At 47.4% G+C, this 15,504-nt stretch carries 13 protein-coding genes and 3 tRNA genes; 12 read left to right on the top strand and 4 right to left on the bottom strand.

The features are described 5' to 3' along the window. Positions 1-102: 102 nt before the first annotated feature. Entirely contained in the window at positions 103-384 is a 282-nt protein-coding gene (locus tag IQ260_RS02880; protein ID WP_193990676.1) for an Npun_R1517 family heterocyst differentiation transcriptional regulator, read from the top strand. Positions 385-785: 401 nt separating this feature from the next. Further along, complete coding sequence (locus IQ260_RS02875; RefSeq protein ID WP_193990675.1) at positions 786-2,336, top strand: ATP-binding protein; 1,551 nt, start codon at positions 786-788, stop codon at positions 2,334-2,336. Between the two features lie 162 nt (positions 2,337-2,498). Here the strand turns inward: IQ260_RS02875 and IQ260_RS02870 are convergent. Then, positions 2,499-2,571, bottom strand: a tRNA-Glu gene (locus IQ260_RS02870). A 255-nt stretch (positions 2,572-2,826) separates the two neighbouring features. On the opposite strand from IQ260_RS02870, the gene IQ260_RS02865 reads away from it, so the two are divergent. Next, positions 2,827-3,258, top strand: a complete 432-nt coding sequence (locus IQ260_RS02865; protein ID WP_193990674.1) for a DUF2267 domain-containing protein — start codon at positions 2,827-2,829, stop codon at positions 3,256-3,258. A gap of 190 nt (positions 3,259-3,448) precedes the next feature. Here the strand turns inward: IQ260_RS02865 and IQ260_RS02860 are convergent, their stop codons facing one another. Next, on the bottom strand, positions 3,449-4,021 hold the full coding sequence (locus tag IQ260_RS02860) for an SRPBCC family protein (RefSeq protein ID WP_193990673.1): 573 nt from the start codon (positions 4,019-4,021) through the stop codon (positions 3,449-3,451). A gap of 574 nt (positions 4,022-4,595) precedes the next feature. Between IQ260_RS02860 and gshA the strand changes: the two genes are divergently transcribed. From gshA to IQ260_RS02830, 6 genes are all read left to right on the top strand, one after another. After that, complete coding sequence (gene gshA, locus IQ260_RS02855; protein ID WP_193990672.1) at positions 4,596-5,744, top strand: glutamate--cysteine ligase; 1,149 nt, start codon at positions 4,596-4,598, stop codon at positions 5,742-5,744. Between the two features lie 235 nt (positions 5,745-5,979). Beyond that, positions 5,980-6,441 carry a tRNA (cytidine(34)-2'-O)-methyltransferase gene (locus IQ260_RS02850; protein WP_193990670.1) on the top strand — a complete coding sequence of 154 codons (462 nt, stop codon included), beginning with the start codon at positions 5,980-5,982 and terminating at the stop codon, positions 6,439-6,441. Positions 6,442-7,233: 792 nt separating this feature from the next. Next, positions 7,234-9,225, top strand: coding sequence for a peptidoglycan DD-metalloendopeptidase family protein (locus IQ260_RS02845; RefSeq protein WP_193990668.1), 1,992 nt, complete (start codon positions 7,234-7,236; stop codon positions 9,223-9,225). Between the two features lie 143 nt (positions 9,226-9,368). Beyond that, positions 9,369-9,440 (top strand) — tRNA-Met (locus IQ260_RS02840). A 282-nt stretch (positions 9,441-9,722) separates the two neighbouring features. Then, entirely contained in the window at positions 9,723-10,328 is a 606-nt protein-coding gene (locus tag IQ260_RS02835) for a peroxiredoxin (protein ID WP_193990666.1), read from the top strand. Between the two features lie 72 nt (positions 10,329-10,400). Then, the gene (locus tag IQ260_RS02830) at positions 10,401-10,970 is read left to right on the top strand and encodes a peroxiredoxin family protein (protein WP_193990663.1); all 570 of its coding nucleotides are present in this window, start codon (positions 10,401-10,403) and stop codon (positions 10,968-10,970) included. Between the two features lie 15 nt (positions 10,971-10,985). Here IQ260_RS02830 and IQ260_RS02825 read toward each other — a convergent pair. Both IQ260_RS02825 and alr read right to left on the bottom strand, forming a co-directional pair. After that, positions 10,986-11,074 (bottom strand) — tRNA-Ser (locus tag IQ260_RS02825). 15 nt (positions 11,075-11,089) lie between these two features. After that, entirely contained in the window at positions 11,090-12,292 is a 1,203-nt protein-coding gene (gene alr / locus IQ260_RS02820) for an alanine racemase (protein WP_193990661.1), read from the bottom strand. Between the two features lie 95 nt (positions 12,293-12,387). Here alr and IQ260_RS02815 point away from each other — a divergent pair, with 95 nt between their 5' ends. The 3 genes from IQ260_RS02815 (at position 12,388) to IQ260_RS02805 (ending at position 15,466) form a co-directional block, all read left to right on the top strand. Then, positions 12,388-12,891, top strand: a complete 504-nt coding sequence (locus tag IQ260_RS02815) for an HNH endonuclease (protein WP_193990659.1) — start codon at positions 12,388-12,390, stop codon at positions 12,889-12,891. Positions 12,892-12,945: 54 nt separating this feature from the next. After that, positions 12,946-14,115, top strand: a complete 1,170-nt coding sequence (locus tag IQ260_RS02810; RefSeq protein ID WP_193990657.1) for a DHH family phosphoesterase — start codon at positions 12,946-12,948, stop codon at positions 14,113-14,115. Positions 14,116-14,272: 157 nt separating this feature from the next. Further along, positions 14,273-15,466, top strand: coding sequence for a citrate synthase (locus tag IQ260_RS02805; RefSeq protein ID WP_193990655.1), 1,194 nt, complete (start codon positions 14,273-14,275; stop codon positions 15,464-15,466). Positions 15,467-15,504: the final 38 nt, after the last annotated feature.

Here is a 15,504-nt window from a genome sequence, read left to right as displayed (position 1 = left end):
TTGCTATAGACGTGATGCTTGAGCCATTCCTCGGCTGTGAGGTTAGCGCTCATATAGTCATTTATCCTCATTTTCTTGATCACATCCGTAATAAATCAACCTATGGGAACATCCTTCGAACTCTCTGCCCAAAATGACAGTGTGACTATCTATGAATGTGAGGTGCGCCTTAAATTTAGACTGATTGAGGATAAAGTCACTATTGATGAGCGTGATCAGAGCGCATTAATAGAAGCCTTAGTGGATGCCTATACCTATGGTGATGATGAGTATCTAGAATCCCTGGAATCCCAAATCAATGTCCATGAAATTCAAGCATTAGATGCCTCCCCAGCTATGCGGCGGCAGCTTATTCGTCTCCGAAATTCCCGGAAGTGGGCTTGAATGAGATTAAATCACGACTTGGAAGGGTTCAGTTACTGACCGAAAACCTTGCCTACAATAGGGGTGTCATTAACTGGATTCAACTGACGTTATGCCACATATATGACCAACGATAGGCCCATAAAGCAACTGCGCCATGAGCTATGCAGCTCATGGCGCAGTTTTTGATATATACCCCCAGGAGAATTCGAAAATCATAATCTATCAACGTTGTTAATCCTTTGGTTTATAGGTGTTTGAAGCATAGGGGATAGGACAATAGCCTGTGCATAAAATCCATCACTTTAGGGAACCGAGATGCCCATAGCGTAAGTGCATGACTATATATTGCAAGTAGTCAGCCTGGAGCTAACTGCAGGTCTCGTAAGATAGAGACACGATCACAATACGCTGCTTGTCTGATGCCCAAATGGTTTAACGTTGCGGGTCCTTGTAAACCAGATATTCACTACATGCTTTCCCCGCTGGCTCGGATACCGCAGCTGGATCGACTGATTGCTCAGCAAGGTTATTTTGTGGTCCATGCCCCGCGTCAGACAGGTAAAACGACGGCCATGCTAGCTCTGGCTCAGCAGCTTACAGCTAGCGGTCAATATGTAGCCCTGATGGTTTCTGCTGAGGTTGGGGCTGTTTTTTCTCAGGATTTGGGGGCGGCAGAGTTAGCCCTGTTGGGTAGCTGGCGCGATCGCGCTGAAAATCATCTACCCAATGAACTTTATCCACCCGATTGGCCAGAAGCCGCTTCTGGTCAACGCATACAGGCTGCGCTGAGAGCATGGTCGCGTGCGTCTACTCGACCGTTAGTCATCTTTATTGACGAGATTGATAGCCTGCAAAATGAAACCCTGATTTCTATACTGAGACAGCTGCGCTCGGGGTATCCTGACCGCCCTCAAAACTTTCCTCATTCCCTAGCTCTGATCGGGGTCCGGGATGTGCGGGACTATAAGGTGTCTTCAGGCGGCAGCGACCGTCTGAACACGGCAAGTCCGTTCAACATCAAAATCAAGTCGCTTACCTTGCGCAATTTTAATGTTGAAGAGGTGGGGCAGCTATATGCCCAGCATACGGCTGAAACGGGCCAAGTGTTTGCACTTGATGCGGTCAATCATGCGTTTGAGCTAACTCAGGGACAGCCCTGGTTGGTGAATGCTTTAGCCAAAGAAACAGTCGAGGAGTTGGTCACTGATACCACGCAGTCTATCAACGTTGAACATATTGAAGTGGCCAAAGAAGCGTTGATTCGGAGGCAGGATACCCACCTTGATAGCTTGGTCAGTATTTTGCGAGAAGATCGAGTCCGTTCGGTGATTGGCCCAATGCTGGCAGGCCAAGAGCTAGGCGTCATTTCCCAGGATGACCGGCAGTTTTTAGTAGATTTGGGCTTGGTAGTCAGGAACCCAGCTGGTGGACTAATGCCAGCCAATCCAATCTATAGAGAAGTGCTACCTAGGGTGTTGGCTAGTGGTCCTCAGGATAGTTTGCCAGTAATTCATCCCAGCTGGCTAACTGCAGATGGTACGCTCGATGCCGATCGGCTTTTACAATCCTTTTTAGGTTTTTGGCGGCAGCATGGTCAGCCGTTACTGAAAAGTGCTCCCTACCATGAGATCGCACCCCATCTGGTGCTGATGGCGTTTTTACATCGGGTAGTGAATGGAGGTGGAACGCTAGAGCGGGAATATGCGATTGGCACAGACAGGATGGATCTATGTCTGCGCTATGGGGATGTGGCGATCGCAATGGAACTCAAGGTTTGGCGCGAGGGTCGTCCTGATCCGCTAAAGGCTGGCTTAGCGCAGTTGGATCGTTATCTGGCAGGATTAGGTCTAACGACAGGCTGGCTAGTGATTTTTGACCAACGTCCGGGGATACCTGCCATTGCCGAACGGACAAAAACAGAGCAAGCGACAACACGTTGTAACCGCCCCATCACTGTAATTCGAGGATGATGTGGGTCTTTTGTCCTCAAAATCCATGCTCAATTTCTGACCTAAAATGTGGCCGCTATTAACCGGACGCAACCGGAGTTAACCCACATATATAAACCAAGGATAGGCCTGTAAAGCAACTGCGCCACAAGCTTTAAAGCTTGTGGCGCAGTTTTAAGTTAATACCCCCAGGGGAATTCGAATCCCCGTCGCCTCCGTGAAAGGGAGGTGTCCTAGGCCTCTAGACGATGGGGGCATGGTTGCCTTGGCATCTTTGCTTGGGCCTTTATAAATATACAAATGCGAGGGAATCAATGTCAAATCTCTGAGGACAATTTTTTTGTGTGCGATCGCAACTTCCCCATAGCGTAGATACAAATCCATCCTGTTTGTACCCATTGCATGTTGCATGGTGGTTGACTACTCCTATTGATATATGCCTTTAGAGGTATTTTTTTAGGGTAGGCAAACAGTACTATTTTTGTGAGTCCACTGACATAAGGAGGCAGCTATGCCATCCAAAAGTTTTAGCCCAGCTGAAAAAGCTTTTTTAGAAAAGGTCATGCAAAAGGCGAGTCTGCCTGATATTTATGACGCGAGAGATCTCACTATTGTTGTGTTTCGCTCTTTACGAGATCTGATGACAACAGAAGCTGCGGAACGGACTCAAGAGACCTTGGATGATGAGAAGATAGCGTTGCTTTGGAAGGATGACAACCCTATTGTCGCTGCTTTGGCGAAGCTGCGTCCGCCACTCAAAGTTGACACAGAAACATTTCTACGTCGCATTCAGCAAGAGGGTGGGGTGCCTAAGGGCTCTACACCAGAAGGTGTGGTTATTGCTGTCTTTTCAACAATCAGAGAGGAGTTGCCGCCTGAGCGTGTTCAGGAAATATCCAGCTTTTTACCTGATGGGCTTAAAATTATGTGGGATCAGGTCTAGTCAATATGCCGGACCTCATCTAATCCTGTCGATCAGGCTTGCATAGTTGGAGATCACGCTTTCCTCCTCGGCACTTTCTGCTATATGGGTTGTGCGTGGCAAGAGAAAGCAGCGCTGTCCAGATTAGGCAGCGCTGCTTTGATTTTGGCTAGTGATTATGTACTACCCGATTAATAACTGAGCTGTATCTTTAGGCAAATTGCTCCGTGGCGCGATCGCAAATTGCCAGTAAATTTTGAGTCAGATTATTGCAGATGTGATGTTCAATTAATTGCACTGGCATTGCCAATGGCGGTTGCACCACAAGCTCATAGGACAAGACCGTCGCATCTTTTTCACCTAACAGTGCAGGTTTTAATGTCCATCTACCAATAAACTTCTTAAAATCCCCCTCAACCATAGAGAAGCCAATCTCTTGAGGAAATACTTCAGTCATATCCAAAATAACGCGGGCACAAAACTTGAAGTTTAGAAAACACTGAGCCCCGATTTGCTCTAGTCGAATACCACCACCAGGACGACTCAATAATCGACTGCTGGTTAAGTTCGGAACAAAATCTGCCAGCTTTTCATAATCTGTCAAAATCTGCCATACCTGCTCCAAATGACAAGGAATAGCCACAGCCGCCACAATCTGACGCTGTCGGGGAGTTAGTTTTTCAGTTTTGACACTTACTTGTTGACCCATAGAGCTGCTGAGCCGAATGACAGAGTCTTTATCTGCCGTCACGTTAGAAGTAAGTGTTAGAACGTCATGATTCACAGTTGGTCAAACTCGTTAGACAGCTGATGGATCACTAAGTATCTTTCCCTAGTAGCTTAACCCATCTATTCTCAACAATTGCATTCACAAGAGAAAAAGATTGCTACTTTCCTCAGAAGTTTTTGCTTTGGTCATGGCAATTTACCCTGAACCGATCATTAACGATAGCTTTTAGCCGTATAAGCCCATCACTTTTCCGTAGAGTGCCCAGTCTGCTAGGCCTATGCTCTATGTCTCCAACCTCTACAGTGGGGGGCTTTTTCATCATGGCCATATTATCTACTCCATTAATCTCTATATCTATATATATAGACAGGAGTTCATATCCACTTTCATGATTGATCTAATCCATATCATCCGTATTCCATATCATCTATATATATGCGCTTCAAAAGTCTGCGTCAGAACTGCCGATCATTAACTTGCTGGGGGCGTGTCTTGATGTGTTTGTTTCAGTGCAGGTTTGCCTAAGCCAGTCCTGTCCGAAGCAACAGCGCCAGTCCACGCCTCAGCCTTTAATATGGACAGGTGATCACTTTCCACAAAAGAAAGCTGCCTACCTTGGAGTAACACCGTGCTGCTGTCAAAAGGGTTTGAAGTCGAAATATATACTGGCCTCACCAATGGGGAAATCATTGGTCTATCTGACAAGATTGTTAAATCCCTCAGCGGATTTGTACGGGAGCCAGACAGCCGCAACGTTGAATACACCACACCACCACTCAGTCAATACGAGCAGCTGCTCTGTGAACTGGTTTCTCCCCGTCGTCGTCTCAGGCATTTTCTCAAGGGGCTTGGGCCTCACTACACCCTGATTCCTGGCAGTACCTTATCTACTGGTAACAGCGATATCTTTTACCGATCCGATCCTCAAAATCCTTATCATGCCTACATTGAGAATACTTATGGCACCGATGTAGTTACCGCCAGTATTCATATCAACCTTGGTATTAATGATCCAGAATTGCTGATGCGTGCTTGTCGCTTGGTTCGAGCTGAAGCTCCCCTTATTCTTGCTTTAAGTGCCTCATCGCCATTTCTTGACAACCAGATTACGGGTTATCATTCCACCCGCTGGCATCTATTCCCCCAAACCCCCAAGCAGGTTCCTCTGTTTGAAAGTCACGAGCACTTTATCAAATGGACAGAGGCGCAACTCCAGTTAGGCACAATGCAAAATGTCCGCCATCTTTGGGTATCGGTGCGGCCCAATGGAGATTGCCGTCCCTATAATCTCAATCGCCTAGAGTTAAGAATTTCAGACTTGGTTACTGATCCACTCCATCTGCTGGCGATCACGGCGTTCCTAGAAGCTCGGCTTCTGCAACTGCAGCAAAATCCGAGCCTAGATCCCCTGGTTTCTAGCCAAATTCCTGCCGGACGCCGCCACGAGGAGCTGTTAAACATCATTGATGAAAATGAAAAACAAGTTGCTAAAGCGAGTCTCAACGCGCAATTACGTCACTGGTATGACGGTGAACCCATCAATGCCACGGATTGGATCACTCAGATCTATAACGACGTGCTGCCAATTGCCAAAGCTCACGGTATTGCTTGCTTTTTAACACCGATCAAACAAATTCTCAGAGAAGGGAATCAGGCCCAGAACTGGTTAAAACAGATTGAGACCGGTATGGATATTCCCCAAGTGATGGCTCAAACCATTCAAATTATGGAGCGTCAGGAACAGGCACTACAGAGCGATCTATGTCAGCCTGCTTGAGGACCTGTTGTATCTGATGCTTAATCGGGATGAGGGAGATACATAAGCTTGCCTCAAAATACGTCTCTGCTGTCGTGCAGGTATCTTTCTAAGATCAGGACAGTTCAAAATCGATCAAGGCCCATAACCTAGCTCGATTGATTAGGAACTCCTATATAAAGCCTGTTCAGAATGCTCCTGAAGCGACTAAAAATTCAGTCTGAGCTCACTGAGCTAACTATTTGTCAGTATGTCAATGCCCAAAATTGTCCTTGTCAATCCAGAAATTCCGCCTAATACAGGCAATATCGCCCGTACCTGTGCTGCCACTGCCACTGAACTACACCTGGTAGAGCCCCTAGGCTTCGAACTTAGCGATCGCTATCTCAAGAGAGCGGGTCTAGACTATTGGCCCCATGTCAATTTACAAGTCCACCCGTCCATAGACAGTTTTCACCAATATCAGCAAAACGCAGGTGGCAGGCTGATTGGATTTACTACTAAAAGCACATATAGCTATACAAAGATTAATTATAGAGACGATGACTGGCTGTTATTTGGCAGTGAGAGCCAAGGGTTATCAAAAGACGTGCTTGGCACCTGTGACTACACGGCCAAAATACCGATGCCCCATAGCAGCGTACGTAGCCTTAATCTTTCCGTAAGTGCTGCAATTGGACTGTTTGAAGCGCTTCGTCAGCTGGGTCACTTAGTTTGACCTCATCTCAGGTACCCGTGCATTTCAGTGAGTTGTTTGAGGATGCACGGGCCTATTTAATCAGACTATATATCTATGAACCTATAGATATATAGAGAAGCTTGCTTTAACCGCAGTGCATTACTGTAATGGCGTTCGGTAGCTAGAGCTACACAATCAGCTCTACTGCCTTTCTATCAATGGCTGTGACAGTTCTTTTCTACTAGGAAAAGATAGTTGCTTGGTCTCCGTATCACCCTCTAAAGACAGTTACCTAAGCTACAAACACAGTATTCTTGCGATAAAAATTTTCTATAGCGAGTGAAGTTTATCAAAACTATTCCTGCCCTTAAATCTTTGAAATAATTGGGCAGTATAGGATAGCGAGATTTTTGGCTATCCCAGCCTTGATCGAATGATATTGGGGGGGACACCCTATTTTTCGACCCACAATTCCCTTGGCATGACTATCGGTACGATGGCGTAAACTCTTGACTACAAATAGATTTGGAGGATTCCGGAAATCCAATCTAAACCCTTGTCAAAATAAAAATCCATCGCAAATTCAATTTCATGTTGATTTTGGAGAATCAAAGGGAACTTGTTTTGTGCAGGATTGATCTTTTGATTAAGTCGTGTAAACTTGCCTAAGTTGGGTATGAAGGGTGTTCACCAGTTGAAACGCATTTTTTGCCTACTTCTGCTGCCTCATCTACCTGATTCAACTTGTAGTCAACGACCCGCGATCGGGCAACTGCATAGGGACAAGTTGGTTTCGAACAGTTGAACGCTGGTCATTTAGGAGGTTATTCCTTGAAACGAGCAAATTCTCAGGAGCCCAAGTCTGAAATCAGTCATTCATGTTTTCCCGACATGATTGCTGTTAGTGAGCAAGCTTCGTCTGGAAACGCTGGCAGATCAAAGTCTGTCGCCATGCTAGGACTTGCACTTTCATTCGGTGCATCTGGAGTTTTATTCGCTGACAGTGAAGCAACCGCAGCAGTTGGATCTTTTGTTCCTACGCAGTCCGCTGCTTCAAGCGAATCTCCTCAGCTACCATCTGTGCTCAATAGTCAGCTGGTACAGCCTTCGGTTAATGGTCAAGGCTTAACCGTTTATCATACGGTTGAACAAGGTGACAGCCTTTGGCAAATCGCCAAAGAGCACCAGGTTGAAGTTCAAGATATTAAGGTTGCCAATCGCATATCCCCTGATTCACCACTTCAGGTGGGTCAAGTTATTAAGGTTCCTGGAGAGGAGCTGACGGCTAGTCAGCCAACGCTAGTATCGCTATTGCCAGGTTCTCAGCGAAATATTTCTGAGGGTCAAGTTCAAGCCCCCAGTCTTGATCGCCTAGTTGCGACTATTGCTGATGGGGACAGAGATGTTACGAAAAATCTACAGCAAAGTAGTGATATCTCAGATGCAGTTGATGAACCGGTTGTTGCTGCCGAAGAACTCACGGGAGATGTTTCTTTGCGTTCAGCCGGGCTAGTATCTCAGTCTGATGGCTTTCAGTCTGATTTAGAACAGCTAGCTGCCAATACCCAAGTTGCAAGCGTCCAACAAACGCATGTTCCTATGCAACTTGATGCTGTTCAATCTGAAACGTCTGAAATTTCCGAAGGCTTCCAGGCTGAGGATCCAGCACATGCCCCGATAGAAATTGTTGAAACTGTTCCTGCCTCGCCAGAAAATGTCATCAATACGCCCTCTGCAGCCTATGAGGTGCTTCCAGGTGACACGGTAGATAACATTGCGCTTGCTTTAGGTACGACGCCTGAAGAGCTAACTGAAGCTAATGGTTTAGAAAACCCTGATTTCATCGTAACTGGCGATACATTAGCTGTTCCCGAACAGGCTGCTAGCAAGTTGGTTATTGCTGAAGCTGCAGAGTCTCTTGCAAATTCTTCTTCAGAACTGACTGCATCGACTTCTTTGAGCGATTTTGACGGCACTCGCTTGAGTCGCTTGCAGTCAACCGTTGAAGTTGAGCGTCGTATAAATGCTCCTTCGACGCTGCAGCTATTGCGCGGCGAAGAAGAGGCTGCTGCTGCGCAGTCTTCTGAAGCTGAGCCTATAGCTGTTGAAGACCCCTATACGGCTGATTTATTAGCCGAGGTTAGTTCTGCTCAACAGTTAAATGCGGCTGTGAGATCTGACAGTGAGGCCATTGCTCTGAGGCAAACAACGCCAGCTGCCGCTAGCACTGTAGTTAACCCTGAATTCCAGGGTAGTCGGTTAGAAGCGCGGGGAGGCTCTGTACCAGATGTCGAGACTGAGCGTTCTGAGCTTTTAGCGGCTGCACCGCTTGATCCGAGTATTTACGTATCATCTCCTGCACCCGCTGCTGGGCAAGTTGTCTCGCCTGAGATGCCAATTTTGCCCTCTGCTGATGAGTACCTTCCAGAGGCTCCTGATTATTTCAATGGCTATATCTGGCCGACTCGCGGTACTCTAACGTCTGGTTATGGCTGGCGTTGGGGACGTATGCACCGTGGTATCGATGTGGCAGGACCTGTTGGGACGCCGATTGTATCAGCTGCTCCTGGTGTTATTGAGAAAGCAGGTTGGAACTCTGGTGGTTATGGCAACCTAGTAGAGGTGCGTCATGCTGATGGCAGTATGACCCGCTATGCTCACAACAGTCGAATTGTGGTTAGAGCTGGGCAACGTGTAGCTCAGGGTGAGCACATTGCTGATATGGGTAGTACTGGCTATAGTACGGGTCCCCATCTGCATTTCGAAGTTCACATGCCCGATCGCGGTACGGTGAATCCAATGGCAATGCTCCCCAGTCGCTAGAGACTTCGAAATAGTGTTGTGAAAACCATCAGCTTGTTCAACAAGCTGATGGTTTTCTTTAAAGGGGAACTCTAATTTTCTATGTGGTTCCTTGACATTTCGTGATAAATTTAATGAGCTGCTGGATAAAGGTAGCAAAAACTGGCTCAGTAGCTCAGTGGTAGAGCAGGGGACTCATAAGCCCTTGGTCACGTGTTCAAATCACGTCTGAGCCATCTTTTTAAATTTAGATATATCGTTGTGCTGCGTAGACTATGTTAGTTTGATTAGCAGTTTAGGTGGCCTCAGGTTTTCTGTAGGATTGTTTAGTTTGATTAGCAGTTTAGGTGGCCTCAGGTTTTCTGTAGGATTGTTATGAACGATACGGTACGATTCTACAGTTGCTAAACTATGCTTTGGGTTGGTGGTGAAAAACTTAACCAGTAAGCTTAGTTAAGCCGTCTTAATGGGCGTAAGTTGTTTGCATAGTAGTTCTCAAATTTGTGGGAGACAATTGGATGAGTACCCCGGCGGAAGGATGTCTGCGTGTTGGTCAGTCTGCTCCTGACTTCACAGCCACGGCTGTTGTAGATCAAGAGTTTAAAACTATTAAGCTATCTGACTATCGCGGTCAGTACGTAGTTCTGTTTTTCTATCCGCTAGATTTTACTTTTGTTTGTCCAACTGAGATTACGGCTTTTAGCGATCGATACGATGAGTTCACCACTCTCAATACCGAGGTTTTAGGTGTTTCTGTGGACAGTGAGTTTTCGCATTTAGCTTGGATTCAGACAGAGCGTAAAGCTGGTGGATTGGGGGATCTAGCTTATCCTCTGGTGTCTGATATCAAGAAGGAGATTAGTACCGCTTATAATGTGCTTGAACCTGAGGCAGGAGTAGCGCTGCGTGGTCTGTTCCTGATTGACAAGGACGGTACTATTCAACATGCGACTATCAATAATCTGTCGTTTGGGCGGAGTGTGGATGAAACTCTACGGGTTTTGCAGGCTGTGCAGCATGTGCAGTCTCACCCGGATGAAGTTTGTCCAGCAGGATGGACGCCTGGAGATAAAACGATGACTCCTGATCCGATCAAATCTAAGGAATTTTTTGCGTCAGTTTAATTTGCGTCAGTTTAAGTGGAATGGTTCAATTCCCAAATCAAGCATAGTTAGGTTGACTCCCTTAGGTTATTGATGTCTGAAGCTTTCAAGCTGACTTCTCTAGACTTTCGCGGGGTCATTAGTCAGCGCTTTGTTAAAAACTTTTTGCCCCTACCGGCGTTATCTAGGTTTCAAGTAGGGCAGGTTTTACCTGATTTAGAGCTTCCCGTTGTTGGCCAGCGGGCACCTATTCAGTTATCTAGCTACCGTCATAAGTCAGTTGTGGTACTTGACTTTACGCGTATTTTTACTGAAAAGCAGTACTGTCCTTTTTGTTATCCACACATTTTGGCGATGCTGGCAGCCTATAAAAAGTTTGAGCAGCTTGGGGCTGAGGTGCTGATGGTTACGAGCACGGATCTACGTCAAAGCCAGATCGTACAGCGAGATTTGGGATTGATGATGCCACTGCTGGTGGATCCTAGCTGTGCTAGTTTTCGGCGCTATGGTACGGGTCAGGCTTTGGGGGCTCCGCTCCCTGCACAGTTTGTAGTGGATCGCTCGGGCAAGCTGACGTTTCAGCATTTGTTTTCCTTTGCCTATACAAATGCAAGTCCGGAACGCTTGCTCTGGGCTGTGCACAATGCCAATCGTATGGCTTGAACTGTTGAAATAGAACGGAGAGGGAGGGATTCGAACCCTCGATAGAGTTTACACCCTATAACTCCTTAGCAGGGAGCCGCTTTCAACCACTCAGCCACCTCTCCAAGGTCTGAGCTGCATTATAACAAGCTATCTTCTGCTGGGTAAAGCTTTCTTGAGCTATTTCTTGTCATAATACGTGGCAGGCGATGTTTGAAGCCACACAAAATCTCCCAAGAAATTGTATTTATACGATTAGCCCAGTCGTCAGCCGTAATTTGATGGGGTAGTGAACCGCCCAGCAGGGTAACGGTATCGCCTTCTTTGAGGCCATCAAGCGGGGATACATCTAGCATGAGTTGATCCATGGTGATGGCCCCAATTTGCTGAATAGGTTGATCGTCAATGAGCACATGCAGCTGATTAGAAAGCTGTCGGGGAATGCCGTCGGCATAGCCAATACCCACAACGGCAATGGTCATTGCACGCTCTGCTATAAAACGGTGACCGTAGCTAACACCGGCACCGGCGGCAATTTGTTTGAGATGGGTAATACGAGCTTTTACTTCTAAAGCAGGCTGTAAGTTGAGTATCGACCGCAGATGGGGAGCAGGTGTCAGGCCATAGATGCCCAATCCTACCCTCACCATGTCGTACTGAAATGTGGTGGCATCGCTCAGGGTGGCGGCGGTGTTAGCTAAGTGTAGGCGCTGTGGTAGTCGGTTGTGCTTTTTGAGGGTTGCGATCGCACTCTCAAACCGCTCATGCTGTCGTCTCATTTCCGTCTCATCCGCTTCATCTGCAGTAGCAAAATGGGAATACAGACTCGTGACCTCCAAAGCCGGTAGGTCACTGACAAATTCCACAAACTCCAAAGCCCGTTGCCAATCAAACCCCAACCGCGACATCCCCGTATCTAATTTGAGATGAACGGGGAGTGGTAAACAGGCGTCACTCAACGCATCCGCAAATACAAGGGCCTGTTTGGGGGTAACAATTGTTGGCTGCAGCTGCCAGCGAGCTAACGCCCGCACATCTTCCTGATGGTGCAAGGCTCCCATCACCAGAATAGGTGCAGATAAACCAGCCTGTCGCAGCTCAATTCCCTCGGGTACAGTGGCAACGCCTAGCCAGGTTGCCCCGGCATCTAAGGCTGTTCTCGCCACAGCGACTGCACCATGTCCGTACGCATCGGCTTTGACCACCGCCATCAGGTCAGTTTGGGGCTTGAGCAACTGACGAAATTGCTGAACGTTATGCCGAATAGCCTCTAAATTGATCTCTACCCAAGCTCGTGAGCATCGCATTGCTGACACACTTGGCGTATCATCCCAACTGAGCATTTTGCATCTCCTTATTCACAGCACAGTATCTCAATTACCAAGGCATTCAGGTGACCTGTGCTAGTATCAAATCACCCCTCTTAGATTGAACCTCAATGAGTAAGGTTCTTGTCTTGAATGCCTCCTATGAGCCCTTAAATATCACGAGCTGGCGACGTGCCATTGTGTTGATTATCAAGGGTAAAGCCGAGACTGTAGAGCACAATGGGATCGCTATATACACAAATTTTCCTCTGCCCACAGTTATTCGTTTGCGTCACTACGTACGTATACCGTATAAGGAAATTCCGCTGACCCGTCGCAACCTGCTGTATCGCGATAATCACACGTGTCAGTACTGTGGTTATGCCGGTGATGGCCTGACCCTAGACCATGTTGTGCCTCGTTCTCGAGGAGGTAAAGAAGTCTGGGAAAACATGGTTTCTGCCTGCGTACGCTGCAACGTCAAAAAAGGCAATCGGACCCCTAAAGAAGCCAGGATGCCGCTGCGGATAACACCTCGCAAACCCCACAGCAGTCTTTACTTTGAAATTGCCCGCCACACGCGCGGAGACGCCCATCAGGAATGGCGTAAATATGTCATTGGTCTGACTGGTTAAGTCATCTACGCTTATGATTACCTTGCTTTATTTCATCTAAATCTTTATTGGCGCATGGCATCCCAAGACGCATTGCTTAAATCTTCCAATCAGACAAGTTACCGGTCAAATATGGATTTGAGCGATGGCCCCGCTGCTTCCCTACGGCATTTACTCAGTGCCCATGCCGGTAGTCGACAGTTGGTTTTACTGCAGGATTTTCCCGATCCCGATGCCCTATCCTCTGCCTGGACCTATCAGTTGATTGCAGCGGGTTACGATGTGGACTGCGATATTTTCTATTCAGGTACGCTGAGTCATCAAGAAAATATAGCGTTAGTTAAGCTTACAAACTTGCCTGCCAAACGTTGGTTAAGTCAAAAACCTCCAGATTTGGCTGAATATGCGGGCTACGTATTAGTGGATACCCAGGGGACTACTAGCCAGCTGTTGGAACGGGTGAATGCGGCTGATATTCCTTTGCTGGTAGTCATTGATCACCATAAGCTGCAAGAGAAATCCAAAGCAGAGTTTACGGATATTCGTCCCGATGCGCGGGCGACGGCCACAATCTTGACCCAGTATCTCCAGGCGGGGCTGTTGGATCTAGATCGGAGCAACAGCAAGCATGTTAAATGTGCCACGGCTTTGATGCATGGTTTACGCTCAGACACGGGGCAGCTGATGCAGGCGACCGAAGCGGACTTTTTGGCGGCAGCCTACCTGAGCCAATATTGTGATGCGCAATTGCTAAGTGCTATTCTGCAAGCCTCACGTTCAAAGCGGGCCATGGATGTGATTGAGCGTTCGCTACGAAACCGCAAAATTCAAAACAGTGTGTCGATTGCCGGGGTGGGCTATCTGCGCTATGAAGACCGCGATGCAATTCCCCAAGCTACAGATTTTTTGCTGACTGAAGAAGATGTTCACACCTCTGTGGTGTACGGCATTGTGCATGACGAAGATGATGAACGTGAAGTGGTGATTGGTTCATTGCGTACCAGTAAAATCACCCTCGATCCTGATGATTTTCTAAAAGAGGCGTTTGGCCAAGACGAGCAGGGACGCTTTTTTGGCGGGGGGCGTTCTATGGCCGGAGGATTTGAAGTACCTGTGGGCTTTTTGTCAGGATTCTACGAGAACGGTGATTACAATCGCCTGAAGTGGGAGGTTTTTGATGTGCAGATCAAGAAAAAGCTATTAAAGCTGATCAACCCAGGTGATGGAGTCATTAATACGGATTAGAACGTTGGATAGGTGTGTTCAGTTCTGACAATGCTCCCGGCTTGACTCAGCACATTTTTTCTCATAAAGGCATGTCTGAGGTTATGGGAAAACTTCGCAAGAGGCCACTTGTCGATATCCTTAGAGAACAAAGAGAACAGCGATAGGACGATCAACGATGACTCTATGCGAATATCGCCCTGGTTTAGAGGGAATTCCTGCCACAGAATCGAGCATTAGCTATGTAAATGGTCAGAAAGGAATTTTAGAGTACCGAGGCATTCGTATTGAAGAATTAGCTCAGAAGAGCACTTTTTTAGAGACAGCCTATTTATTGATTTGGGGCGGGCTGCCGACCAAGCAGGAGCTGGATGCATTTAAAGACGAAATTCAGCATCATCGGCGGTTGAAGTATCGCATTCGCGACATGATGAAGTGCTTTCCTGAAAGCGGTCATCCCATGGATGCGCTGCAGGCTTGTGCAGCGGCTTTAGGTCTGTTTTATTCTCGTCGAGCCTTGGAAGATCCTGTCTATATTCAGGCGGCGGTTGTGCGATTACTGGCGAAGATTCCCACAATGGTGGCAGCATTTAAGCTGATTCGTAAGGGAAATGACCCGGTTCAGCCTCGGGACGATCTTGACTATGCTGCCAACTTTTTATACATGCTGAATGAAGAGGTGCCAGATCCATTATCAGCCCGTATTTTTGATGTGTGTCTTACCCTCCATGCTGAACACACGATCAATGCATCGACATTTTCAGCCATGGTGACTGCTTCCACATTGACAGATCCCTATGCGGTGGTAGCGTCAGCAGTAGGTACCCTGGCAGGGCCACTCCACGGTGGAGCCAATGAAGAAGTGATCGCGATGCTTGAGGAAATTGGCTCGGTGGAAAATGTCCGTCCCTTTGTGGAAGAACGCATGGCGCGTAAAGCCAAAATTATGGGTTTTGGTCACCGGGTCTATAAGGTTAAGGATCCCCGAGCTGTGATTTTGCAACGGCTGGCAGAGCAGCTGTTTGATAAGTTTGGCCAAGATGAGTACTATGCGATCGCACTAGAACTCGAAGCCGCTGTCACCGAACGCCTAGGTCCCAAGGGGGTGTACCCGAACGTAGACTTTTACTCTGGATTGCTCTATCGGAAATTAGGGATTCCGACAGATTTATTTACACCGATATTTGCGATCGCACGAGTGGCCGGATGGCTAGCCCACTGGAAAGAGCAGCTCGCCGAAAATCGAATTTTCCGACCGACACAAATTTATACTGGCCCCCATGAGCAGACCTATACCAGTGTTTCGGAGCGTATACATCTTTGGGATAAAAAGGCTCAGCCTCCAGCATCCCTGCAAAATGGATCCGTATAAATCCGGATTGACCCCACCTGATGGGCATCACCCCTCTT

This window comes from Leptolyngbya cf. ectocarpi LEGE 11479, from assembly GCF_015207065.1.
Lineage (GTDB): Bacteria > Cyanobacteriota > Cyanobacteriia > Phormidesmidales > Phormidesmidaceae > Leptothoe > Leptothoe ectocarpi.
Note: the sequence above shows the minus strand (reverse complement) of the source record. Positions and strands in the feature narration are given on the sequence as shown.